Raw genomic sequence first — 25,126 nt, forward strand, 5'->3', positions numbered from 1 at the left:
AGTCAGATTACCTGAATCGAAACCACGGAAACTTGCTAGTTATTCGTAGCAGTTGATGGAACTGTCGCACTCGTGGCTCCTTCCCTATTATTTGAGGGAGGAGAAGCAGGAAGGGAAGGCTTTGGAGCTTCAGCGATTCGAAGGTTGTTCTCACGCCTGCGTTGCTTTTCGACAAAGGTATTAATAATTCCTGCCGCTAATCGGGCGGAGTTATTGCCCCAGTAACCGTGTTGCCACAGAACCGCAACCACAATGTCGGGGTTCCGGCGGGGCGTCATTCCGACAAACCATGCATTCGGAATCGTATCCTTGTTCTTGCTGCTTTTATCGCGCCCACTGACGACATCGGCCGTACCGGTCTTGCCGGCAAAGTCGATACCTTCCAACCGGGCAGCGTAAGCCGTACCGATCGGTGCAGAGGTTACGGAGTACATGGCATCCGTAATAATCTCCCAAATCTGAGGCGAGATAGGAATGGTCTTTTCGCCGGAGCCGGGAAAGGTCTCATGAATCGCCTCCAACTCATCGGGCGGGACCTCATTCGGGAAGACCAGGTGCGGACGATGCATCACTCCGCCGGAGGCAATACCGCCGAGCGCGCGCGCCATTTGAAGAGGCGTTACCGTCACGGCTCCCTGCCCGATGCCAACCGAAATCGTCTCGCCTGCGTACCACTTCTCGTGAAACGTCTTCATCTTCCATTGCGTGGAGGGCATGATGCCCGCCGCTTCATCCGGAAGGTCGACCCCGGTCTTCTGCCCGATGCCGACCGAGCTTGCATACCGCGCTATCGTATCGATCCCGAGACGGTCTGCAAGCGTGTAGTAGAAGGTGTCGCACGAATAAGGAATCGCGTTGTCGATCGTAACCATGCCGTGATTGCGATCGCAGGAGAAATAATGCCCATAGAAGGTCGCACCGTGGTTACAGGGCACGTGCATCAGCTGAGCGATGCCCTCCTCGAGTCCGGCATACGACATGATGATCTTGAAGGTCGACCCCGGAGCCAGTTGCGCCTGGATGGCTTTGTTGAGCAGCGGATGATCGGGATTGTTCAGAATCTCGTTCCAGTAGCTCTTCGTCAGCCGGACCGAAAATTGATTGGGATCGAAAGTGGGTCGCGAGACCAGCGCCAGAATCTCACCGGTGTGCGGGTCCATCGCGATCACGGCGCCGTTCTTGCCCTCCATCGCTTTTTCGGCAGCCTTCTGGATGTCGAGATCAATCGTCAGCCGAAGGTCTTTTCCGGGTTTCGCCATCGTCTCGCCAAGATGACCGATCTCCTTGCCGTGGGAGTTCACGATCACGTCGCGGCTGCCATCTACGCCACGCAGCAAGGCATCGTAGGTCGCCTCGACGCCTGACTTTCCGACGACGTCGCCAGGCTGATAGAACGCATACTTTTCTTTGTTCAGGTCTTCTTCCGAGATCTCGCCAACGTAACCGATCAGGTGCGCTGCAAAACCATCACGTGGATAGACTCGCCGCTGCTCCTCCAGCGTCTCGAGCTCGGGCAGCTCGTTCCGGTGAGCTTCGATAAACGCCTGTTCGTCGGGAGTAATGTCCTGCTTCAGAGGAATGGGTTGATACTTCGGAGCGGTCTGGTACTTCTTCAACGTAGCTTCAATCTGGTCAACGGTCAGGTGCAACCCCGAAGCGATCATGGGTAGATCGGTATTCAGGTCCTTGATCTGCTCACGAAGCAGGTAGCAGGAGACGGAAGGATAGTTATCGACCAGCAGCCTTCCTTCCCGGTCGAACAGTCTCCCGCGCGGAGCCATGATTGGAACCTTACGAATACGGTTGGCCTCGGCGAGGGCACGGAAGTTATCCGCTCCAACAACCTCCAGGCGCCATAACCCAATCGAGAGAATCACAAGAACCAGGGCTACAACGTATTGGGCAATGTGGAGCTTTCCCACAGGCAGTTTCTCCACCTTGCCCACCGTCAGCTCGGTTTGCGGGGTTAGTTCCATTGAGGTCCTCGGATACAGATTAGACGTTTCATCGTGTCTATTCGGGGCGCTTGGTCAAGTCCAGCAGAAGAAATACAGGAATCGCGATGACCGTATTGCCTAGGGCGCGCAAAAGCTCTTGAATCCATTGCAGATGAATATTCGACAAACCCAGAAGTCTCTGGTCGATCAGAAACAGGATTCCGCTGTTGAGCAGAGAGAAGGCAAAGTTCATCACGATTCGGGTAGTCAGACTATCGACATCGACGCTGATTCCAATGCTCGACGCGATATAGCCGATCACTGATTTGGCCATACCGTTGACCCCGATAGGCCTTCCAGTCAGGGCATCCTGCATTAACCCGATTGCCGCCCCAGTCAGGGTTCCCGCCGCCGGACTACGACGAGAAACAGCAAAGAAGATCGTTACGATCAGTGGAAGATCGAGTAGAGAGAATCGCCAGTACAGCTTCGAGAGCAGCACCTGTACCACGATTGCTGCGATGGGAACTAGCAGCGTGGTGGCAGGCGAAAAGCTATGCTCTTCGAGCTCCCGGCGCGATGTGTAACTGAGAATGGGCATAGCGATTAGTTTTTCGGGCCGTTAGTCTCCGGCTTTGGCTGTTGATTTTCTGATTTTGGCTGTTCTTTTTGCTTAATGGAGGCAGGAATCTCGTCGGAACCAGAAGCGCCCGACTCTGCCTGCGATCTCGACGTCTGCGGGCTTCGAGCAGAGCTCGGCACCGGAGCCGAATACGTAGGTTCGCTGTTCTCTGCGCCCGGTTTAAGTGTTGAGGCTGGCGGAGTTGCTCCAGGAGAGTAACGATCAGGACGAAGCGCTGGCAACGGCCGCGGCACCACTCCTGCCGGGTGCGCATCCGTAGATTTAGCAGCATCGGCCGATGCGTTCGGATCGGTTGCTGTGTTTTCCTGGAGGCTCGGTAGTTTCTCGGCGATTATCTGCGCCGCAGACTGAGCTGCCGCCTCCGCCGCGGCTTCCTCCGCTGCAGCCTTGGCTTCGGCCATTTGTTTTGCCGTTGCCGCTCCCTGAGCCAGGTCTTTTTGAGCAAGGGCTGGGAGATTCCCCTGGGTTCCGGTAATCACTAGAACTTCTTCCAGTTGGAAGAGATTCGTGGATGGCTTCACCGTAATCAACGTATAGGGCTGATGATCGGGGTCCGACACAATCGATTCGATAGTGCCTACACTCAGCCCGCGCGGATAGACCTGATCTCCCCCCGAGGTCAGAACTTTTTCGCCCGGCTTGATGCGCTCGTCCGGGGTGAGGTTGGTAATCACGATGTGGCCGCTCTGGCTTCCTCTAAGAATTGCGCGAATCCTCGTCGACGCCAGCAGGACACCGGCACCCGAGGTGAAATCGTTGAGCAGCAAGACCTGAGCTGTATGAGGAAACGTCTCGCGAATCTTGCCCACGACTCCATCCGGAGTCATGACCGCCTGATCGATCTTCAGGCCATCGACTGCACCCTTGTCGAGGTAGAGCACACGGGACTGATCGGTTCCACTTGTTCCGATCACCTGAGCGGCAACTGTTGAGGTGACATAGTTGCGCTGAAAGTTCAGCAACGCCTGTAGCCGGTGGCCCTGAAGGGCGTCTTCGGCCAACTCGGCCTGCTCCAGACGGAGGCGCGCGATCTCGTCCTTCAACTCGTGATTCTGCTGGCGCGTGTTGCGAAGATCCACGTAGTTCGACCAGCCAGAACGAACGTTGTATCCGATGCCGTGGAAGAGCCGCTCGATCGGCGTCACTGCTATCACAACCCAGGTCCGCAGCAACGTCACCTTCGATCCATCCGGAGCCCCGGAGACCACGGGGCGGCGCACCTGAATTGCAAGGCCAATGGTCTGAACCAGCAGCACCGCCACCAGAACGAGCACGTTTTTAAACCGGATGAAGAAGGATTCCATGCGCTTTTTCTATTATCCCGCGAGCCAGCCTCGCGCGCAGATTGTCGCTATGGTGTAAGCCTAAATCAGGTCTGGATGGACTCAGAAGATTCTGGAGACAAACTGGACCAGACCTTCGCGCCACACGATATAGCTGTGCGTCCCATCCGGTTCCTCTAGCTCCACCGTTCGGCCTCGGCCCCGGAGCCACTGAGCAAACCGACGATTGCTCTCCAGCAGCTCGTCGCCGCGGCCGCAAACCATCCAGACTGGTCGTCGCAATGTATTTTTCATCACCGACGCGGGAACCTCCGCGTCGAAGTCCAGATTTTTCAACGCCGCGCTCTCTCCGCCAACCCATCCGAACCGGTCCGGATGATTCAACCCGATCACCAAGCTTTCGAGTCCACCCATCGAAGCTCCCAGAATTGCAGTTCCTTCAGCATCTTTTCGCACGTTATACATCGACTCGACCTGCGGCATGATTTCCGTGAGGAGCGCCTTTTCGAAGAGCCGCAGGTTCCGTTCGACCGCCTCGTGGTTCTCCCACAGGTCGTAGTCATCTGCGAACTTCATGTCGCCATAGCCCAACGGCATCACAACGACCGTCGGTTTTGCCTTTTCCTGTGCAATCAGGTTATCCAGGATCAGATTGGCCTGGCCGAAACGGGTCCAGCTGTCGGGTCGATCTCCCCAGACATGCAGCAGATAGAGCACGGGATAAGGCTTGTCCTTCGGGTTATAGCCGGGTGGAGTGTAAACGACAAAGCTGCTGCGATCTCGCGGCAGGCCAATAACCACGCTGGATCGATACTCGTGCTGAGTCACCGTGCCGCGAGGCGCACCAGCATCTTCCCAAGGCTCCGGAGGTTTGCCGGGAATCATCAGCAGATCGTTGCCGTATCGCCTGACCGGGTTCTGGGGATCGTGGACGGTCTGGGCCTTACCGTCGATGGCAAAGCGGTAGCCGTAAATCTCCGGCCGAAGAGGCGTGGTCGTGATGCTCCACATGCCGTTCGCGCTCTTCTGCATGGGCAAACGATCGGCACGATTCTCCAACACCAGGTCAACACGGCTGGCGTGCGGGTCGAAGTAGCGAAAGATGACGCTGTGGTCTGCACGGACCTCCGTCGAACGGAAGGACGGTATGCTCTGGGCGCAAGCAGACAGCAGACCACCGAGCAACACCGCAAAAGTCCAACAGGCTCTCATCGACGCGACTACCTGTCTGTGAACAGCAGAGGCGTGAAGTGAATCAGGTTGTCTCTCCACACGGACCACGTATGGCGCCCGGGAGTTTCGACCTGCGTGACAGGCATGTCTTTGGTTTTCAACCAGTCGATGAACTGCCGGTTCGGCGTGATGAGACGATCGTCAACGCCGCAGGCGATCCAGAGCAGACGGAGGTTTGCGGTCTTCGGGGTAAGACTGGCCGCAGCCTGGTTCGTATCGAGATTATGGATCGCCGAGCTGAATCCGCCGATCCAGGCGAAGAGGTCGGTATGGGTCAGACCGGTCGTCAGAGACTCCAGTCCTCCCATGGAGAGCCCTGCAATGGCGCGGTCTTCTCTCTTCCTCGAGACGCGATATTCCGATTCCACCTGGGGTAGCACCTCGGTCAGGAGCGCCTGCTGGAAGAGCGACACATTGTGGTCAACGGTCGCAGGAGAGTTCCACACATCGTGACCGCGCACGAAAGACATATCGCCATAGCCCAGAGGCATCACGACCACCATGGGCTTGATCTTGCCCTGGGCCAGAAGATTGTCCAGGATCAGGTGAGCCTGGCCCACGGCCGTCCAACCCGAAGCGTCATCGCTCCAGCCATGCAATAGATAAAGGACCGGATAAGGCTTCTTCGCCTTGGGATCATAGTTCGGAGGGGTATAGACGTAGTACTCGCTCTGGTTGTTCTCGAGCCCCAATACGACACTGGTGTTGTAAGTGTGCCGGTGCACGACTCCGTGAGGAATGTTCGTTGGGTCCCAAGGTTGCGAGGTATCGCCGGGAACCTCTACCAAGTTTGAGGAACCGACCAGATTGGGAGCCATGCGCGGATTTCCCGCGTCCAGGCGCGTGATGCCGTCAACAGTAAAGTGATAGGCGTAGATCTCAGGTTGAAACTCCTGCGTCGTGACGGACCAGACACCCTCATCGTCCTTTTGCATCGCCAGCGGAGTACCGAGGACATCGATACCAACCTCGACTGTGGTAGCCGCCGGATCGCGGTACCGGAAGGTGATCGTGCGGTCGGAGTTCACCTCGACAGAGTGAAATGGGGATCCTGCTACAGGAGGTTTCGGTGCTGGAGGCGTGGTCTGCGCCATTCCCAGGGAAGGCAGACAAAACATCGCAAGCGAGAGAGCGACAATGCCGTTTTTCATATACGCGAGCAGTGTATCTGAAGAGACGGTTCTTTTCCCGCAGCGCATAATGGTTGGGATGGCATTTCGTTCCGGTTTCGTCTCTATTATCGGCCGCCCTAATGCGGGTAAGTCGACCCTCCTTAACGCCTTGCTTGGGCAGAAGCTCGCAATCGTCACTCATAAGCCACAGACGACGCGTACGCGTATTCATGGTGTGCTGGAAGTTCCGCTGCGCAAGAAGACCCGCACCGATACCGGGCATCCGGCTGCGCAGATCGTTTTGGTCGATACGCCCGGAATTCACAAACCCACCTCTCAGCTCGACCGCCGCATGATGCAGGAAGTTCAGGATGCGCTGGAGTCGCGCGACCTGGTGCTGTTTCTTGTCGACGTGACACACCGACTGCCCCGCGAGAATGACGGCGACAGCAAATCTCCTTCGGCAACACGGCGGCGGCTCTCCGCGGCCGAAGACGAGTTTGCGCTCTCGTTTGTGCGCAAGCTTACCTGCCCGGTGATCCTTATCCTCAACAAGATCGATATGGTTCGAAAAGATGAGCTGCTTCCGCTGATTGCACATTGGAGCTCGCTGCACCGCTTTGCCGCCGTCATTCCAATCTCAGCGAAGAAGAAGCTGGGCCTGGAGCTGTTGCTAGACCAGGTGATTGCGCAGCTTCCTGAGGGCCAGCGATATTTCCCGAAGTATCAGCTCACCGATCAGCCGGAACGCTTTCTGGCAGCAGAGATTATTCGCGAGAAGATTCTCCTGCTGACCGGCGAAGAGGTTCCCTACGCGACTGCAGTAGTGATTGAGAAATACGAAGAGCCCGCATCGCTGCGCAAGACAAAGGACGGGAAGCTGCCCGTCACCAAAATTGCCGCCACGATCTTCTGCGAACGAGCGGGCCAGAAAGCCATTCTGATCGGGAAAAATGGTGAGATGCTCAAACGCATCGGGACGAACGCCCGCAAAGAGATTGAATCCTTATTGGGCACTCGGGTCTTCCTGGAGCTATTCATCAAAGTTCACGAGGACTGGCGCAGTTCGGCCAACTTTGTGGAAGACCTCGACTGGCGGCGGCAGTTGGAGGAGATCGCTTCCAGGCAGACCGAGGAGTAGCTTGACGCCTCCCAGTGAAGCTCATATTCTCCTCCCACTGGGGAAACCCTTGTTTCGTGTAACCGCTACAGCAACACCCCTGTTAATGGAAAGGTGGAGACTTGTCGCACACTGCATCGCCCCCTCCTGACATGAAGACCGATCGACGCAACTTTCTGAAGCAGACCGCGATGACGACCGCAGCTCTCTCGCTCGGCCAAAGCGCATTTGCCGAATCGGAAGTGCAGCCGGCGTTCAAACCCTTTGATCTTGGCTTGCTGATCCATCCATATCCTGATGTAGAGGGGCCGATCGCTCTTGTTCGTAAACTTGGCTTCCCTACCTGCTTTCTTTCACTCGACAGCTATATCGGCAAGTTCACGCCTGCGTTGGCGAAGACGATGCGCGATGCGCTAGACAAACACCAGGTCGTCGCCACGACAGTTGAAGTCGTTCGTCCCGAGCCACTCAAATGGAACTTTATGGATGGGCCATCGACCATCGGTATCGTTCCTCGCCAATATCGTGCAGCCCGGATCGATGCCCTGAAGCAGGTCTCCGACTTTGGAAAGCTCCTCGGCGTCAAGCAGGTCCAGACCCACTGTGGCTTCATTCCAGAAAATCCCCGCGACGAACTCTATGAAGAGACCGTCCAAGCTATCCGTGAGCTGACTCTTCATTGTGCAGGCAACGACCAGAGCTTCCTGATGGAAACTGGTCAGGAGACTCCGACGACAATGTCACGTGTGATTCGCGATGTCAATCATCCTGCGCTTGGCGTCGGACTGGATACAGCGAACCTGATCCTGTACGGCAAGGCGAACCCTGTCGATGCAGTCAAGATTCTTGGCCCACACATTCGTGCTATGCATGCCAAGGATGGCAAGTGGCCCACGAACCCTTCGGAGTTAGGCAAGGAGGTCCTCATCGGGCAGGGAGAGGTCGATTTCCGAAAGGTCTTCGAGGGACTTCGCGCCGCAGGTTACAAGGGAGCAGTCAGCATCGAGCGCGAGACCTCGGGACCGCAACAGATTGAAGACGTGCGCCAGGAGAAGATCTACCTCGAACGCATTCTTAATCAGGTTTAATCCGCATAGAAATTACGGAGACAATTTCATATGGATAGACGCAAATTTGTTCAGGGCGCGGCAACAGCCTCGGGACTTCTTTTTGTTAAACCCCAGACGGCATTCAGCTACGCCGCAAACTCTCGCGTACGTTGGGGACTATTAGGCTGCGGCCGACGCGGTACCGCCGTGGCAACCTCCTTTGCCAAGAACGCTGGAGTCGAGATTGTTGCTCTTGCAGACATCTTTCCTGACCAGCTCGCTAGAGGAAAGCAGCATTTCGACAAGGTAAATGCCTCACTGGGGCTTCCTGCCATTGATCAGCGCCGGATGTTCCGTGGACATGATGCCTCAAAGGCCATCGCGGCCTGCAAGGATGTCGATGCGGTACAGATCTCCACTCCACCATTTTTCCATGTCGATCATCTCGACACAGTGACTGCGGGCGGAAAACATGCCTACTGCGAGAAGCCCGTCGGGGTCGATGTCCCCCAGACGCGTCGCGCGCTCGAGATTGGCCAACGCGAGAACAGTAAAGTCAGCATGGCTGTCGGCTTCCAAATTCGCTCGGCTCCTCCGTTTGTCGAACTGGTTCGACGCATTCATGCAGGACAGATCGGAAAGATCGCACAGATTGCGGCGTACTATAACGCGCCCCCTGCGGCGATGGTCGACGGTATAACACCCGGCACCGACGAGTATCGCCTGCGTAATTGGTTACTGTACAAAAATCTCTCGGGCGATATTTTGGTAGAACAGAATATCCATGTCATCGATGTGTGCAACTGGGTCATGCAGTCTCATCCCATCGCCGCCTATGCGAAGAGCAGCCGCAAAGTAATTCAGCGTCCGGGCGATACCGCGGATAATTATGAGATCATCTACACCTACCCGGACGACATCGAGATGAGCTTCACCTCAACGCAGTTCAACAAGAACCACTTCTTCGACGTCTCGGAACGCTTCTTCGGAAGCGAAGGACTGGCCGATGCTCCTTACAGCGGCGCGCTTCAGATTCGCGGCACGCAGCCCTGGGCGTGGAGTTCCGGCGCGGCAAAACCAACCGGACAGTTCGCCGCCAACGGAGACTTCTCTGACAATCTTGCCGAAGCCGATCCCATGAAGGATCGCGACTTCGTTCAGAGCATCGTCAGCGGGAAGTTTCAGAACCAGATTGCAGCCGGAGTGGATACCGCCCGCAGCTGCATCATGGGAAGAAAATCCGCCGAGACAGGCCGCACTGTCACATGGCAGGAGATTGAGGCGGACAACGACGCGTACTCTCTGGGAATGGATCTGAAGCAGTTTAGCTAAAGGCTTACTCCTTCACATTCACGCCCAGAGCCTTCATCTTGCGGTAGAGGTGGCTTCGCTCTAGTCCTAACCCCTCTGCCGCACGGCTGATATTGCCGTGCACCTCGTCGAGCTTCTTCAGGATGAACTCTCTCTCATAAGCCTCGCGTGCCTCTACCAGACTTGAGAATTCCTCGGTCTTCGTGTTCAACCTGCCAGACTCAGTCAACTTTGGACCGCGATAGACCAGCATCGGCAGATACTTTTTCTCGATGCGATGGATCTTCGGGTTGAGGATCAGCACCCGCTCCACCAGATTGCGAAGTTCGCGCACATTGCCGGGCCAGTGATACTGGCGCAGCACAGCGACAGCATCCTCCGTAATCTCCACGCGGGGACGGCCATACTGCTGGCCAAACTCCTCCAAAAATTCCTTTACCAGTAATGGGATATCTTCCTTCCGTTCACGCAGTGGAGGAACATAGAACGGAATCACATTCAGGCGATAAAACAGGTCCTCACGAAAATTTCCGCGGGCAATCTCATCTTCAAGGTCTTTGTTCGTAGCTGCGATGACACGCACATCGACGTGCACCGGATGCGATGCCCCGACAGGAAGGAATCTCTGCTCATCGAGAGCCCGTAACACTTTAGCCTGTGTCTTCAAGCTCATGTCACCGACCTCGTCGAGAAACAGCGTTCCACCATCGGCGCGTTCGAAGGTCCCTCGTTTCTCCTGCGGGCCGCCGGGAACAGCACCATGGCGATATCCAAAGAGCTCGCTTTCGATATAGTCCTCGGGGATAGCTGCGCAGTTCAGCTCAACGAAGGGCCGGTCCTTGCGGAGACTGGCTGCGTGCATCGCGCGGCCAATCAGCTCTTTGCCCGTTCCGCTCTCTCCAAAGATCAGCACGCGCCCGTTGGTAGGAGCCATCAGCTGAATCTGTTGCCGCAGGGCCTTCATCGCAACGCTCTGTCCAGTCACATTGCTTTTGGTCGTAAGTTGACGGGCAAACTCAGCATTGTCCGCGCGCATCTGCCGTGCGCGCATAGCATTCTTGACGACGATCAAGGTACGTTCCAACGAGAGCGGTTTCTCGAGAAAGTCATACGCGCCGAGCTTGGTTGCACGCACGGCAGCTTCAATCGTCCCGTGCCCACTGATAATGACTACCTCAGGCAGGCTGGTGTTTTCGAGCCGTCTAATCTCTCCCAATGTCTCCAGCCCATCTCGATCCGGCAGCCAGATATCCAGTAGCACCACGTCGTAGTCGGCATCGCGCACCAGATCCAGCGCTTCGGTCGCCGTCGCGCTTGTGGTCACGAGATACCCCTCTTCGCGAAGAATACCCTCGAGCGATTCGCGGATTTCCGCTTCGTCGTCGACGATCAGAACGTGGTTCAAGCCGTTACGCCTCCATTCCTATGTGCCGCGCTTGCCTGTCCCTCCAGTTCTCCTTCCGAACTCGCAGCAGCGCGCAATTCGATAATGAATTTCGCCCCTGCGGGAACATTCTTCTCCGCGCGAATCGTGCCCTGATGCTCCTGAACGATCTTGGCTGCAATGGCGAGCCCCAAGCCGGTGCCACGCTGCTTGGTCGAAAAGTAGGGCAGGAAGAGCCGGTCGCGCATCTCATCCGTCAAACCCGACCCCGTATCGGCGACGGTAAGCTCCACCATGCCATTCTCCAGCAGGCTGGTAGCGATACGCAGCTCTCGGAGCAGGCTCGATTGCATCGCCTCGGCGGCGTTATCGATCAGGTTGCCGAACGCGCGCTTCAGCGCATCCGGATCGGCCATCACCAGTGGCAGCCCCTTGCCCATCCGCCGAACAATGGTGATGTTCTGCATCCGTCCGGCAAACATCGCCAGGGCATTCTCCACAATCGTGTTTAGATCCGCAGGGCGCGGCTGAGCCGTGGGAAACTCTGCCAGCGCAGAGAACTGATCGACCAGTGAGCGCATGCTCTCCACTGAACTGGAGATGACCTCACTGCAACGCCGGATCACACTCGGAGAAGGTGAATCGATCTGATGAAATCGCAGCGTCTCGGCAAGCCGGTCGATGTGCCGGCGAATCTGCTCGGCGCTTAGGCCAATGGGCGTCAGAGGATTTTTAATCTCATGCGCTACCCGACGCGCCACTTCTTTCCATGCCGATTGCTTTTGAGCTCGCAGCAGCTCCGTCGCATCTTCCAACACAATGACATAACCGCGATGCTCACGCCGCATACGATCACTACCCACTGAACTCTCCAGCAAGGCCACGGTTGCCAACAGATTCAACGTGCCTCCGAATCCTTCCTTTCCGGGGGCCGTCATCTCAATCTCACTTGAAGCAGAACCCATGCGGTGGCTGCGATTGATCAGGCGATCGAGAATCTCCGCGACATCGACGGGAAAGACCTCTTCCATCGCCAGCCCGAGAAACGGCCGCTGCCCCCCAGGATCCATCATCTCGCTCAGTGCGCGATTGGTGAGGATAACCTTACGATTTGCATCGAGGGTTGCCACGCCATTGGGAATTGTCTCCAGCATCGTCTCGAGCTCGCTACGGCGGGCTTCGAGCGCGGAGTTGGCCGCACTCAGCTGAATGGTCGATTCCTCCACCGCCCGGCGGCTGCCCTCAAGATCGGCAGCCATATGATTGAAGCTCCGCACCAGCTCTCCAAGTTCCTCGGTTGCACTCTCCTTCACGCGATGGCCGTAGTCTCCGGCTGCAATCGCATCCATAGCGTCTGCCAGAGCCTCGACCGGTTTCGTCACCTGTTTGGAGAGATGCAGCGCCAACCAGCTCGAAGAAAACAGGGCCAGGCTGGTCATCATCAGCAGTAGAAGCATGTATAGATTTCGCAGCTGCCGTCGGCTGCGAAACAGCGTCCAGTAGGTATCGGCCGCCGAACGGAGACTCCCCATCGTCTCCGCCATGCCCTGCGGCATCGGCAATCCCACTACGACAACGATGCCTTTCTTGGCCGTCGCCGCGCCCAAAGCATAGTCCGTATCTTCAATACTGAAGATTGGCGTATCACTGCGTCGTGCCACGGTAAGGATCGCTTCCTCTTTCGAGGCCATCCGATCCGTAGCAATATCTGCTCCTGTCTTTGCTTCTTTGCCCTCAGGGAGCCAGGGCTTAACACGAACCGGTGCGCCATCTCCCTTCGGAATCTGAAAGGAAGAGATGGTCTGCTGGTCGTGGTAGACCACCACAAATCCACTCTGCAATGTAATCTCGTGCTGGCGCAGGATCGCCAGGACATTTCGGCCATACGCTGCGCCCGTCGTCTTTTCGGGGAGATCGGGCAGAGAAGTGGCGATCGATTCGGCCTCGGCCCTGGCGTTCGCCGTTGTATATCGCGCTAGTTCGAATGCCATATTATTGCTGGCGTTGCGCATCTCCGTTACCGGCTGCGAAAACCAGCGCTCTACGGCACGGTTCAGCAAGAGATAGCTGAACGAAAACATGAACGAGATCGGAAGCAGGCTAACCAGCACCGCCCCCCACAGCATTCGTGTTCGAAGACGCGTGCCCATCACTCGGCTACGTTGATCCGCATACAGCTTCAATACGTTGCGGACCAGCATCACCAGAACGACGACAAACAGAAGAAAGGCTACGATCGTCAGGCCGGTATAGATAAAGATCTGCCCGGTAGTCTCTGGATCTAGAAAACGCTTATTGAAGGCATTCAAAGCCGCCAGAGATGCTAGAAGCACAAGGAGGCAGGTACCCAGAGCAACACTTAGTCCCTTCCGCTTGTTGTCGTCCATGGATATCTCCGTGTCTTGAGGTGGTTACACCAACTCCGCCACGCTCTTCCACTCCCGCTTCTGCGCCGCGGCAACGGCTTCATAGGTCAACACGCCGTCATAGGTGTTTACCCCTTCAGCGATGCCTTTGTCCTCCTGGATAGCTGCCTTCGCTCCCAACTTTGCCAGCTTCATCACATACGGGAAAGTCGCATTCGTCAACGCCAGGGTCGAAGTATTCGGAACAGCCGCCGGCATATTGGTCACACAGTAATGAACGACACCATTGACCTCGAACGATGGATCGCTGTGCGTCGTTGGGTGTGCTGTTTCGATGCAGCCTCCCTGATCGATCGCAACATCAACAATCACGGCACCCTTCTTCATCTTTTCGACCATAACTTTGGTCACGATCTTCGGCGCCGCCGCCCCGGGAATCAGAACGCCTCCGATCAGCAAGTCCGCCTCGCTCGCTGCGCGCTCGATGTTGTAGCTGTTCGAGGCCATCGTAAATACGCGGCCATTGAAGATATCGTCCAGCTCCCGCAGCCGGTTCAGGTTCAAATCTACCAAAGTGACCTTCGCGCCCATCCCCAGCGCGATCTTCGCCGCATTGGTTCCAACCACTCCACCGCCAATAATGCAGACATTCGCCGGAGGGACCCCCGGAACGCCTCCCAGCAGCAGACCGCGACCCCCATGCTCCTTGGTCAGATACTCCGCGCCTACCTGCACGCTCAAACGACCGGCGACCTCGCTCATCGGGGTCAGTAGCGGCAGCGCTCCGACGCGGTCCCGAACCGTCTCATAGGCGATTCCCGTTACCTTCTTTTCCAGAAGGGCGTTGGTCAACTCCTTCAAGGGAGCCAGATGAAGATAAGTGAACAGCACCAGTCCCTCGCGGAAGTGCCTGTACTCCTTTTCGACCGGTTCCTTGACCTTGACGACCATATCGGCCAGCCGCCATACATCATGGGCCGAACCGACGATCTCGGCTCCGGCGTTCTGATATTCCTCATCCGGCATGGCAGAAAGCGCCCCGGACTTCTGCTCCACTAGAACTTTATGTCCAGCCTCGACTAATGCCTTGACTCCTGCCGGGGTAATCCCCACCCTGCTTTCATGGTCTTTTACTTCCTTGGGGACGCCAATAATCATTTTGTCTTTCTCCATAAATCATTGTATCTGCGCACTCTCAAAATCCGCCCCAGCCCCTCTCTTCCCCGCTTCGTGGTCTTGTTTCTCCCAGATTGGACCGCGCACCATTCGAGTCACCACGCAGCAGGCTTGATTCTGGCCGTACAATAGCCATAACTACCGTTCCTTCAGGAAGCCCACACAGTCCAAATGTCTTCGAACTCCTTCCAGACCCGCTACTCGCGCATCCACAACATGCGGTCGCTCTTCAGCCTTTTTTCCAGCGACTTAGCCATCGATCTTGGAACCGCCAACACCCTTGTCTTCGCGCACAATAAAGGAATCATTGTTAATGAGCCCTCCATCATTGCCGTCAACAAGATCACCAACGAGGTAGAGGCGGTCGGGAAAGAGGCCAAGGAGATGCTCGGCCGAACCCCCGGCAACATCGTCGCCATCAAGCCGATGAAAGACGGGGTCATCGCCGATTTCCGGCATACCGAAAAGATGCTGAACTACTTCATCCAGAAGGCGCACAACCGCAAGATGATGGTGCATCCCCGCATCGTCATCGGCGTCCCTTCTGAGATCACCCAGGTTGAAAAGCGCGCCGTCATGGATTCGGCCTATCGGGCAAAGGCTTCGGAGGTTCACCTTGTGGAACAAGCCATGGTCGCCGCCATCGGCGCCGGGCTGCCTATCACCGAACCTGGCGGAAACATGGTCGTCGATATTGGCGGCGGGACTACAGATATTGCGGTGATCTCACTGGCCGGTATCGTCTACTCGCGCTCGGTTCGTATGGCCGGCAATCAGATGGATGAGGCTGTCATCACCTATCTCAAGCGGAAGTACAACCTCCTGATCGGTGAACGCACCGGCGAACTTATCAAGATGCAGCTCGGCTCCGCCTACCCGCTCGATAAGCCGCTCTCTATGGAGGTCAAGGGTCGCAACCTCATCGAAGGCGTCCCCAAAACCATCACCATCGACGATTCCGAAATCCGTGAAGCACTCTCCGAATGCATCTCCACCATCATCAATGCGATTCGCGTCGCTCTCGAACGTACTCCCCCTGAGCTCTCCGCCGACATCTCCGACCGCGGAATCGTGCTCACAGGAGGCGGTGCGCTCATCAAGAATCTCGACAAGCGCATCCGCGAAGAGACCGGACTGCCCGTCTCCATCGCAGATGATCCCCTCGCTTCCGTGGTGTTGGGAACCGGAAAGATGCTCTCTGACTTCAACCTGCTCCGCAAGATCTCGATTGAATAGTTCTCACTATTCAACAGAAAAAGCCCCGGATTTCCGGGGCTTTTCTGTTTTCACAATTGCTGAAAACTTCCGGGGAAGGATCGATAATTTATCGGGCAAGTCCTAACGTTGTAATCATCTTCGCAGCAGGGCTTATGCCACTAATCGAACTCTTAATATTCGCGACCGTATCATCTGCCGCATTTATCTTAAGGACGAATCCTCTGGTCCCTATAGCTATGGGCTGTTCGAAAACCCTACGCAAGGTTATAGAGGAAGAATCGCAATGCGTTACTACAAGGGTCCCGCCGGGTGTGCTGGAACTACGGGGATTGACTACGGTGTCCGGAACTTTTTCGTCTTGCTTTAAACAGGTCACGGTTTGGCTACTTGCATGAGCTGGCGGCGCCACTGTTGCATCCACATGTCCGCCAACTGCGATTTGGTCGCTGCCTGTAATATCGATCGCTCGCGCGTAATATACCTCTGTTATGACGCGAAGCCAAACAAACTTCCCCTTCGACAGTCCTTGCGCCGGTAAGTACTGTGATTTGATTTTGTTGTTGTCTTCGAGCATCGCGGATAAAACGCTGGCGGCGTTGACTGAATAAGATTCAGCCGCTGGAACCTTGATTACAACTTGGTTGTACTGGCTCGCGGCGACGGCGATGCCTACTTGTACACCCTGCACTGGAAAAGCAGCATTCGCATCGGCTTTGGTCAGGACCACATTAGCGAAGTCGGGCATCTCAACGATTTCGAGTCTTGAAGGTTTTCCTCGCGCAGCGAAGACCCCATCGCTCTTAGGGGTTGTTGGCTCGTGCCAAACATTTACGGAAGCAGATGCTGGGGGTTTTGGAGTGCCATCTCCGAGAATTGAATCGTAGTCGTTCGGTGTAGCTGGCCAAACATAGCGTGCATCATATTCATTGAGCAAATCGGTCACGTTCACATGAGTCCATCGTGGCTCTATCCCGATATTTAAATTGCCATGCTCGAATCTGTATTGCGTTATTTTGCTGTTCGGATCGTAATCGGATAGATAAACATCGCCGACAAAAACATCTTCTCGCGGCGGATACGTAGGGGCGACACCAAGTTGACGAAGTGTTTTCGTCCACTCTACCTGAGCTTTGTTAGGGTGAACGCAGCCGATCAAGAAACTTGAAAAGCTAACGATGCAAGTCAATTGAATAAGAGATATACGCAGCGAAACCTTGCGATTCCACAAAATCATAGTTCTTCTCCAAGACAGAGATTCCAAGGCGTGAATTGTTACAAAGTAATGAGAAGCGTTGGGAAGCAGGGCCCGAGGGATGAGAAAGGTGTAACTGGACAGCGAATGAAAGTCAATACACGTATTTAGTTCAGATCATTCAGCCATAGGATGGTCTGCAAGGCTTACCCGAACCCTACCAATCCTTCGATCGGTCGAAGAAAGCACCTCAAATCGCATACCATCCTTCTGAACAACCTCCCCCGCTGCCGGGATATGGCCCGCCATCTCAGAGACCAGTCCGCCCAGGGTAGTCGACTCATACTCGTCTGGCAGAAGGATGAACTCTCTTTCCTCCTCTTTTGGCTCTTCTGGTTCTACTGCCTCAACACCTTCCGCAGGTTGGTATTCTCGTCCGAGTTGATCGCTGAATAGGTCCCGCAGGCGTGAAATTTCAAAACTCCCGGGAACGACATAGGATCCATCCATCTCTCGCACTGGAGCCTCTTCCGGCTCAGACTCATCATGTTCATCCGCAATATCGCCTACGATGGTCTCGAGTAAATCTTCGATCGTCACCAGACCAGCTACTCCGCCATACTCGTCGATCACGATTCGCATGTGCTGCTTCTCGCGCTGCATCTCGCGCAGCAACTCCGCCACCTTCTTGGTCTCGGGCACAAATGCGGCGACCCGCTGAATCTGCGCGACTGTCTTTGTTCCTGCCTCAACATCCAGAACCTTCAGCAGATCATGAGCAAACGCAATTCCCGTCACATGATCCAGCGAACCCGCAAACACTGGAACACGAGAGAACGCATGTTCGTTAATCTCAGCGGTAAACTCTCGCAACGTCAGGGTTCCCGGTACAGCAAAGATCTCCGGCCGGGGAGTCATCACCTCGCGCACGACCTTATCGCCAAACTCCACGACCGATCGCACCAGCTCGCGGTCCGACTCCTCCAGGATGCCTTCTTCTTCGCCAGCCTCCAGCAAGGCCTCCATCGCCTCGGAAGGATGCTCCTCTTCAGTCTTGTCTTCCGGCTCGGCCAGCGCCGCAATTGAGAGCAGCAGCTGCAACACGATCGTCACCGGCAGAATCAAGTAGAAGAAAACCTGCAGCAGCCATCGGATTCTCCGGATCCAGAGTCCTTTAGTTCGCGCGAACAGAATCTGCGGGATCAGACGATCAAAGATCAGGATCAGCAGAACCATCTCTGCAATGGCGCGGGCCACTGCCCCGCCATCTGGTGTATGGATGAGTCCACCCGTTTTCTGATAAAGATGCAGCCCCCAGAAAAGCGATAACGCAGCCAGAGAGAGCTGGCGCATCACGGATGCAGCAAGCGCAATCGACTCCCGCCCCAGCCTCAACCGTGGCTCGATTACCTGCTCCCAGGAGTCAATATTTTCCTGGTACTCGCGAGCGAGAAACTTGCCCATCTCCGAGTACACACGATCCACATACGCCGCCAGGGCGAGCATCAACAGCAGCACCGCGAATAGGACAACGTAGCTCATCTCGATCCAGCTCATTGGCTACGCCTCCGTGCTAATTTCTTCGGCGTTCTAATCGCAGCTTGAGGCCTGGAAACCCGCTCGATCAGTGTGACTGGAAGCTTCAGCTCGCTCCTCAACTCGGCCTCACGCGCAGCCATCTCTCCAGAATCGACCTCATGGTCCATTCCAGCAAGATGCAACAAGCCGTGTAGCAGCAGGATGCGAACCTCGTCAGACAGAGAATGGCCAAAACTCTCCGCCTGCTGTGCAGCAGTGTCCAACGAGATCGCCAGATCGCCCGCATGTTGCAAAGCGATCTCTTCCGGAGCGGGAAAACTCAGAACATCTGTAGGTTTATTTTTCCGGCGAAAGGTGCGGTTCAGGCGTTTGATCTCTGCATCGGAGGTCAACAGGACATCGACTTCACCCGCAAGGCCCACCACCTCGCGCGCCCGGCGAAGAAAGCGCGTCAAACCGCTCCTGGCTAGCGCAGGTGAATTGGAACGAGTACTTGGAGGCTCGATCGTAATCATCACTCAGAGTGAAATGGCGCCAAAGCAAAGGAAATCATCGCTTGCTTCAGCGCCATATCTCGATAGTATCGCAGCCACGTGCAACTCACTGCGGTTTGACGACATGTTTGCTTTCGCCATTCGAAATGACAGGCTCGGTCAGTACAGGTTCACCCATCGAAAGCGGAAGCTCTTGCTGGGCTCGTCCATAGCTATCGTAAGCGCGCACAATTCGTTGCACCAGGTGGTGGCGAACAACGTCCGTGTCTTCGAAATGACAGAACCGGATGCCTTCGACACCGTCGAGCACATGCAGTGCCTCCAACAGACCCGACTTCTTTGGATTCGGGAGATCGGTCTGTGTCAGGTCACCTGTAATGACGGCCTTTGAGTTATTGCCCAGACGAGTAACAAACATCTTCATCTGCTCGGTCGTCGTGTTTTGCGCTTCGTCCATGATGATGAAGGCGTCGTTCAGTGTGCGTCCACGCATAAATGCAAGGGGAGCCACCTCGATCACGTTCGTCTCCAGCATCTTGTCGACCTTCGGTGGATCGAGCAGGTCATAGAGAGCGTCGTACAACGGACGAAGATAAGGATCGACCTTCTCCTGCAATGAGCCGGGAAGGAAGCCCAGACGCTCTCCTGCTTCGACAGCTGGACGAACCAGGATGATGCGGCTCACCTTCTTCGACAGTAACGCAGAGACTGCCATCGCTACCGCAAGGTAGGTTTTACCCGTACCTGCCGGTCCCAGGCCGAAGACCATGTCGCTTTGTTCGATGGCTTCGACATAGCGCCGCTGGTTGATCGAACGCGGCTGGACCAGCCGTTTTGTTCCGGATGAACGCTGTTTCCCGGAATCAATCAACGACTTCAGCGTCGCCGAAGGATCAGCAACAATCATCTTGAGCATTCCGTGCAGCTCGCCATTGTGCAGATTGACACCAGATTTGCGAAGCGATTCAAAGTCACTGAAGACGCGCTCCACCCGGGCAACGCTGTCCTCATTTCCGGTCACATGGATCGCTTCCGATTTAAGGTCGATGGTGACGTGCAGGCCATCTTCCAGCAGGCGTAGGTTTTCGTCGTGGGTTCCGTACAGCGGCTCGATACCTGGGGTGATCTCGATAGCTTTTTTAATCAAGTGGAAGTCTGACCTCCGTCAGAGACAGCGGGTTACTTTGCTGTTTATTGGATACTCGAGGCAGGGGCGAGGTTGCGACCTGGCCAAAACGCACAGAAGAGATTTTGTTTGGAATGGTCAGGACCGGGATGGCGAAAGTTGCCAATCGTGTACCGAAGATGGGCACAGACTAGCTCTACTGGTTTCGCCCGTCAAGGGCCTTCCGTCCCAGAGATGAATCTAACGAGGAAACTCCACTCTCCTGCGAAATCTCCTGCACAATCCTAGCGACCAGCCTGCCATGACATCTGCCTGTCGATCCATACCACCCCTCCCCCCAGAAAGTATCTAAAGTATTCGAAACAGAGAAGATGAGGGTGGACTTCGCTCAAAGCAACGACCCAATGAATCTTCATTACGCGACCGGGCTTTTCGATTCTGGTCTATTTCCAGATTAGCAAAATGGGCAGGGTAAATCTGCATCTGTAAATAATTGAATTTGTGATAGTTAGAAGAATATTCACTTGACAGGCGAGGAAGGTGATCGGTCTGCGAGAGCGGACGAAAATATTGACCCAATCCCTAATCTTCTCTAAACTTAGAGATTGCAGGGGATGGGTCAGGCTGTGTTTCTGGCCAGCCTGAGGCCTGCATCCCAAATTTTCCCGACGAGATTCCGGGCACAAAGAGAGTTCAGAATGGCAAATCATGTTTCATCGCTGAAGCGCGCACGTCAGACCGAGACCAAGACCGCGGTCAACCGCGCCAACAAGAGCAAGCTCCGCGGCAGCCTGCGTTCGCTGCGTGAAGCGATCGCCAAGGGCGATGCCAAGACGCTCAACGCCGCTTACAGCGCCACAGTTTCGGCCCTCGACAAGAGCGTGCAGAAGGGCGTAATTCACAAGAACACCGCCAGCCGTTACAAGTCCCGCTTGAACGCCCGCGTCAAGGCAGTCGTGGCCCCGGCAAAGGTCGCCTAAGCAATATTTCATCTTCGATGAAAAGCCAACTCTTCGGAGCTGGCTTTTTCTATTTCGGAGCAGTCTGTTTCGGCGTTCCACTTTCATGGCTTTCGCCCGGAGCATATAAAGTCGGCGGCTTTCTCGGCTGCTCCGGCTGAGACTCATTCTCCTGTCCGGTTGCCGCCGCTGCTTTTGATCCATCCGTGGATGAGGGTTCTGAGGCCGAGGCAGGAGTTGGCGTTGTCTGATTCACTACGGGTGCCGGGTTGGGCTCCGGTGTCGTAACTGAGACTGGTTGCGGTGTCTCTTTTTGAGAGGCAGCAGTCGAAGAAGAGCTTTCCTGTCCGTTCGAAGCCAGAGCTAGCGCAGGATCTCCATCGATCTGAGGAGCAGAAGCCGCGGCCGTCTGCACGGCTTGCCGCTCCTTTGGAGTGAGAGCGGGAAGCTGGAAGATCTCAATCGCATTCTCGCGGATTACGGCCAGCTTCATGCCATCCGGTGAAAGAGAGAAGTTCTGTCCGGCGCGAGCGATCGGGTTGGCATCGACACGCAGCAACTGGCGCCCGCTATCGGTCTGATAGACCGTGATGCTCTGCCCCTCGAAGAGTTCCGGCGTCACCATATCCGAATCGACCAGAGAGGACCGCGTGAGAACGCGACTCAGCGCAAAGCGTCCACTCTCGGGAGCATAGGCGAACATCGGAGAGACATAGCTTTCCGTGAGGTTCTGCTCCCACATCTCTTCGCCGCGCATATTGAAAGCTCCCACCACCTGCGGCGTGTGGCTCAGGTGGCAGCCGAAGGCGATAAACTCGCTGCGGCTCACCAGTATCGGCACCGGCCGGCAGGTGGAGTCGAATGCAGCCAGCTCCTTTACCTTGCCGCCATAGGTCTGGAAATTAAAAGCCCAGTGCTGCTGTCCCTGATCGAGGATGGCGACAAAGCCCGCCGCATTCGCCGGAATTCGGCCTGGGACAGCTACCCGTATGGCGCCGCCGGGTTTCGGTTCCACCTCACCAGACCTGGAGCTGAGTAACCGGATGAAGTTGATCTGTACCGGTTTTTCCTGCAGCTTGGGTTCTTCTCCTTCGGGGCGAGGAGGATCCATGGTCTCAAGAATCATCAGATCCGTTTCTGGCGACAGAAGGATTGCACCGATCCTGCGATCTGTACGGATAAACGGAGTCTGAAGAAACGCGTCTCCCTTTGGGAGATTCGCCATGGGAGCAAAGGTTGACAAGGTATCTCGAATTCGCAGCATGAAGCGGCCTTGCCCCAGGTTCCAGAGATACTGGCCGTGATCGTGGGTCCTCCATGAGGCGCGCGCCATCACTTTGCCTGCGGGTAGCTCCAGCATCACCGCATCGACCTCGCGATCCTGATCCCCCTGCGGACACTCGGGCAACCGCTTCAACAAGCGCTTTGCGCTATAGGTCAGCAACACGTGATTGTTATCGACAAAATCTATGGTCAGCATGGAGCTGCCCGCCAGCATGAACTGTGTCAGCGGTGTCTGGAAGCCGAGCGGTTCGAGGGCAATGCTCCTGGCAGGTTCGGGTCCCTTGGCCCAGCCGCAGCTCGTCACAAAAACAAGCGCTCCAACAAGCAGAAGTCGGCTGGAGGTCTTGCAAAACCAGGAGCTCGCGGGAATGATGCAGGGAACCGGCATGGCAGGAGAAACGTAACCCCGAAGGGCGGACTGGCTACTACTGTTTCACAGACGATTGCCCCCCGCCAACGGGAAGCAGCTCATTCTCACCGCTTCATCGGGCAGTGATACAAATACAGAGGTTTCAGTTGGATTCTGGAGGAAAAGACAAAATGATCGAACAAAGATGGCTGCAAAAGCAGGCCACGTGCGTTGCTTTGGGACTAGCGGCTGCCCTTCTCGCAACAGCAGCAACCGCACAGACAAAGCCTGCCCAGACGGCTAAGGATAAGCCCGCCGAGGTTTACAAGCCTATCCCAGGCTTTGACCTCTCCTCCATCGATACATCGGTTGATCCCTGCAACGATTTCTACAAATTTTCCTGTGGCAAATTCGCGGGGAATCACCCCATCCCATCCGACCAGCCCGGAGTCGACCAGTTTTATGCGCTCTATAACGTGAATACGCAGTCATTAAACGGCATTCTTACGAAGGCTGCAGCGGGTGGAGCCAGCCGCACCGCCAACGAACAGAAAATCGGCGATTACTACAAGAGCTGCATGGACACGGAGACGATTGAAGCCAAAGGACTGACGCCTTTGAAGCCCCTGCTCGACCAGATTGATGCTGTAGAGTCGCCTTCTGAACTGGCCCCCCTTGCAGGCAAGCTCCAGCGCAATGGGATTGATGTCTTCTTCAGCTATGGCGAGCAGCAGGACTTCAAGGACGCCAGCAAGCAGATCGCCTACATCGATCAGGGTGGTCTGGGTCTTCCGGAGCGCGACTACTATCTGCGGACCGGAGCCAAAGACGAGGCTCTTCGCAAGCAGTATGTCGAACATGTGGCAAAGATGCTGACCCTCGCCGGTACCCCTGCTGACCAGGCAAAGAAGGACGCCGACGCCATCCTGGCCTTCGAAACCAAGCTGGCCAAAGCTTCCATGCCGGTGACCGAACGTCGCGACCCTGAGAAGGTCTATCACCTTCAGACCATCGCAACCTTTAACGAGAGCTTTCCGGCGGATGCCTTCGGGGCCTTCCGCACGACAATTCAATCTCCCGAGATCACTGAGATCAATAATGCCAATCCGGAGTTCATCTCCTCGATGGTCAGCACCGTTCAGGACACAGACATCAACACGCTGAAGGCGTACATGCGCTATCACCTGCTGACCGGCGCGGCCAATCGCCTTCCGAAGAAGTTCGACGACGAAAACTTCGACTTTTACGGCCGCATTCTTACCGGGCAGCCGCAGCAGAGCGCACACTGGAAGCGCTGCTCCAATGCAGTAAACGGCGCGCTGGGCGAGGCGCTGGGCCAGGTCTACGTCTCGCAGTACTTCGCTGGAGACAGCAAAGCGAAGATGCTGGAGATGGTGCATGACATCGAGCACGCAATGGATCGTGACATCGATCAACTGGACTGGATGTCCGCCGAGACCAAGGCGCGTGCCAAGGAGAAGCTACAGGGCGTCGCGAATAAGATCGGCTACCCGGACAAGTGGCGCGATTACTCGAAGCTCGAGATCAAAGCAGATGATGCCTTGGGCAACAAGTTCCGCAGCGTAGCGTTTGAAAACGACCGTCAGCTCCGTAAGATCGGCCAGCCGGTCGATCACAGCGAGTGGGGGATGACGCCACCAACGGTCAACGCCTACTACGATCCCAGCATGAACGACATCAATTTCCCTGCCGGAATTCTTCAACCGGCTTTCTACGATCCCAAGCAGGATGATGCAGTGAACTACGGACACATCGGCGCAGTAATCGGCCATGAGCTGACGCATGGCTTCGACGATGAGGGACGTAAATTCGATGCCAAAGGCAACATGACCGATTGGTGGACGGCAGAAGACGCGAAGAAGTTTGAGACTCGCACTGACTGCCTGGTGAACGAATATGGATCGTTTACTGCCGTCGATGACGTCAAGGTGAACGGCAAGCTCACGCTAGGCGAGAACACTGCCGATAACGGTGGTCTGGTGTTGGCTTACCTTGCCTATCTCGAGCGGGCGAAGACAAACAAAGTCGACCTGAACGCGAAGATCGATGGCTACACGGCTCCGCAGCGGTTCTACATTGCTTACGCACAGAACTGGTGTGAGAACTCGCGACCCGAGGTCATTCGCCAGCAGGTGCTGACCGATCCGCACTCGCCGGACCACTTCCGCGCCAATGGGGCGATCGTCAACCAGCCCGGCTTTGCGGCGGCCTTCAGCTGCAAGAAGGGTGCGCCGATGGTTCCAGCCAACAGTTGCCGTGTCTGGTAACTGACATCCGGTGACAACAGACGGGCGCAGCTCAGGCTGCGCCCGCTTCTTTTTGTGCGACAT

Annotated in this window: 19 protein-coding genes; 6 read left to right on the plus strand and 13 right to left on the minus strand. The window is 55.9% G+C overall.

The window, feature by feature from the left end:
• Positions 1-35 precede the first annotated feature (35 nt).
• From mrdA to H7846_RS16330, 5 genes are all read right to left on the minus strand, one after another.
• A complete protein-coding gene (mrdA, locus tag H7846_RS16310) occupies positions 36-1,976 on the minus strand; it encodes a penicillin-binding protein 2 (protein WP_186693646.1) in 1,941 nt (646 codons plus the stop codon).
• Positions 1,977-2,013: 37 nt separating this feature from the next.
• A complete protein-coding gene (gene mreD, locus H7846_RS16315) occupies positions 2,014-2,538 on the minus strand; it encodes a rod shape-determining protein MreD (protein ID WP_186693648.1) in 525 nt (174 codons plus the stop codon).
• 5 nt (positions 2,539-2,543) lie between these two features.
• Complete coding sequence (gene mreC, locus H7846_RS16320) at positions 2,544-3,884, minus strand: rod shape-determining protein MreC (protein WP_186693649.1); 1,341 nt, start codon at positions 3,882-3,884, stop codon at positions 2,544-2,546.
• A gap of 81 nt (positions 3,885-3,965) precedes the next feature.
• Positions 3,966-5,075 carry an alpha/beta hydrolase-fold protein gene (locus H7846_RS16325; RefSeq protein ID WP_186693651.1) on the minus strand — a complete coding sequence of 370 codons (1,110 nt, stop codon included), beginning with the start codon at positions 5,073-5,075 and terminating at the stop codon, positions 3,966-3,968.
• 8 nt (positions 5,076-5,083) lie between these two features.
• Positions 5,084-6,247 carry an esterase gene (locus tag H7846_RS16330; protein ID WP_186693653.1) on the minus strand — a complete coding sequence of 388 codons (1,164 nt, stop codon included), beginning with the start codon at positions 6,245-6,247 and terminating at the stop codon, positions 5,084-5,086.
• Between the two features lie 58 nt (positions 6,248-6,305).
• On the opposite strand from H7846_RS16330, the gene era reads away from it, so the two are divergent.
• The 3 genes from era (at position 6,306) to H7846_RS16345 (ending at position 9,709) form a co-directional block, all read left to right on the plus strand.
• The gene (gene era, locus H7846_RS16335) at positions 6,306-7,349 is read left to right on the plus strand and encodes a GTPase Era (protein WP_186693655.1); all 1,044 of its coding nucleotides are present in this window, start codon (positions 6,306-6,308) and stop codon (positions 7,347-7,349) included.
• Positions 7,350-7,450: 101 nt separating this feature from the next.
• Complete coding sequence (locus H7846_RS16340; protein ID WP_255460692.1) at positions 7,451-8,416, plus strand: sugar phosphate isomerase/epimerase family protein; 966 nt, start codon at positions 7,451-7,453, stop codon at positions 8,414-8,416.
• 30 nt (positions 8,417-8,446) lie between these two features.
• Positions 8,447-9,709: a Gfo/Idh/MocA family protein gene (locus H7846_RS16345; RefSeq protein ID WP_186693657.1), complete on the plus strand. Its 1,263-nt coding sequence runs from the start codon at positions 8,447-8,449 to the stop codon at positions 9,707-9,709.
• 4 nt (positions 9,710-9,713) lie between these two features.
• Here the strand turns inward: H7846_RS16345 and H7846_RS16350 are convergent, their stop codons facing one another.
• Genes H7846_RS16350 through ald form a run of 3 tightly spaced genes read right to left on the minus strand, consistent with a single transcriptional unit; the run spans position 9,714 to position 14,596 of the window.
• Positions 9,714-11,093 (minus strand): sigma-54-dependent transcriptional regulator, encoded by a 1,380-nt coding sequence (locus H7846_RS16350; RefSeq protein WP_186693658.1) that lies wholly within the window; start codon positions 11,091-11,093, stop codon positions 9,714-9,716.
• The gene (locus tag H7846_RS16355) at positions 11,090-13,459 is read right to left on the minus strand and encodes a sensor histidine kinase (RefSeq protein WP_255460693.1); all 2,370 of its coding nucleotides are present in this window, start codon (positions 13,457-13,459) and stop codon (positions 11,090-11,092) included. Before H7846_RS16355 ends, H7846_RS16350 begins: the two co-directional genes overlap by 4 nt.
• A 24-nt stretch (positions 13,460-13,483) precedes the next feature.
• Positions 13,484-14,596: an alanine dehydrogenase gene (gene ald / locus H7846_RS16360; protein WP_186693660.1), complete on the minus strand. Its 1,113-nt coding sequence runs from the start codon at positions 14,594-14,596 to the stop codon at positions 13,484-13,486.
• A gap of 189 nt (positions 14,597-14,785) precedes the next feature.
• Between ald and H7846_RS16365 the strand changes: the two genes are divergently transcribed.
• On the plus strand, positions 14,786-15,850 hold the full coding sequence (locus H7846_RS16365) for a rod shape-determining protein (RefSeq protein ID WP_304487883.1): 1,065 nt from the start codon (positions 14,786-14,788) through the stop codon (positions 15,848-15,850).
• Between the two features lie 88 nt (positions 15,851-15,938).
• Here the strand turns inward: H7846_RS16365 and H7846_RS16370 are convergent, their stop codons facing one another.
• The 4 genes from H7846_RS16370 to H7846_RS16385 form a co-directional block, all read right to left on the minus strand.
• Positions 15,939-17,066 carry a hypothetical protein gene (locus H7846_RS16370; RefSeq protein WP_186693662.1) on the minus strand — a complete coding sequence of 376 codons (1,128 nt, stop codon included), beginning with the start codon at positions 17,064-17,066 and terminating at the stop codon, positions 15,939-15,941.
• A gap of 135 nt (positions 17,067-17,201) precedes the next feature.
• Entirely contained in the window at positions 17,202-18,581 is a 1,380-nt protein-coding gene (locus H7846_RS16375) for a hemolysin family protein (RefSeq protein ID WP_255460694.1), read from the minus strand.
• Complete coding sequence (gene ybeY, locus H7846_RS16380) at positions 18,578-19,018, minus strand: rRNA maturation RNase YbeY (protein WP_255460695.1); 441 nt, start codon at positions 19,016-19,018, stop codon at positions 18,578-18,580. The genes H7846_RS16375 and ybeY overlap by 4 nt, the downstream gene beginning before the upstream one ends.
• Positions 19,019-19,163: 145 nt before the next feature.
• On the minus strand, positions 19,164-20,204 hold the full coding sequence (locus H7846_RS16385; protein ID WP_186693673.1) for a PhoH family protein: 1,041 nt from the start codon (positions 20,202-20,204) through the stop codon (positions 19,164-19,166).
• A 677-nt stretch (positions 20,205-20,881) separates the two neighbouring features.
• On the opposite strand from H7846_RS16385, the gene rpsT reads away from it, so the two are divergent.
• Entirely contained in the window at positions 20,882-21,163 is a 282-nt protein-coding gene (gene rpsT / locus H7846_RS16390) for a 30S ribosomal protein S20 (protein WP_186693674.1), read from the plus strand.
• 49 nt (positions 21,164-21,212) lie between these two features.
• Here rpsT and H7846_RS16395 read toward each other — a convergent pair whose 3' ends face one another.
• Positions 21,213-22,730, minus strand: a complete 1,518-nt coding sequence (locus H7846_RS16395) for a hypothetical protein (RefSeq protein WP_186693675.1) — start codon at positions 22,728-22,730, stop codon at positions 21,213-21,215.
• A 236-nt stretch (positions 22,731-22,966) separates the two neighbouring features.
• On the opposite strand from H7846_RS16395, the gene H7846_RS16400 reads away from it, so the two are divergent.
• Entirely contained in the window at positions 22,967-25,063 is a 2,097-nt protein-coding gene (locus H7846_RS16400) for a M13 family metallopeptidase (RefSeq protein ID WP_186693676.1), read from the plus strand.
• The last annotated feature ends 63 nt before the right edge of the window (positions 25,064-25,126 follow it).

The organism is Edaphobacter sp. 4G125, assembly GCF_014274685.1.
Taxonomy (GTDB): domain Bacteria; phylum Acidobacteriota; class Terriglobia; order Terriglobales; family Acidobacteriaceae; genus Edaphobacter.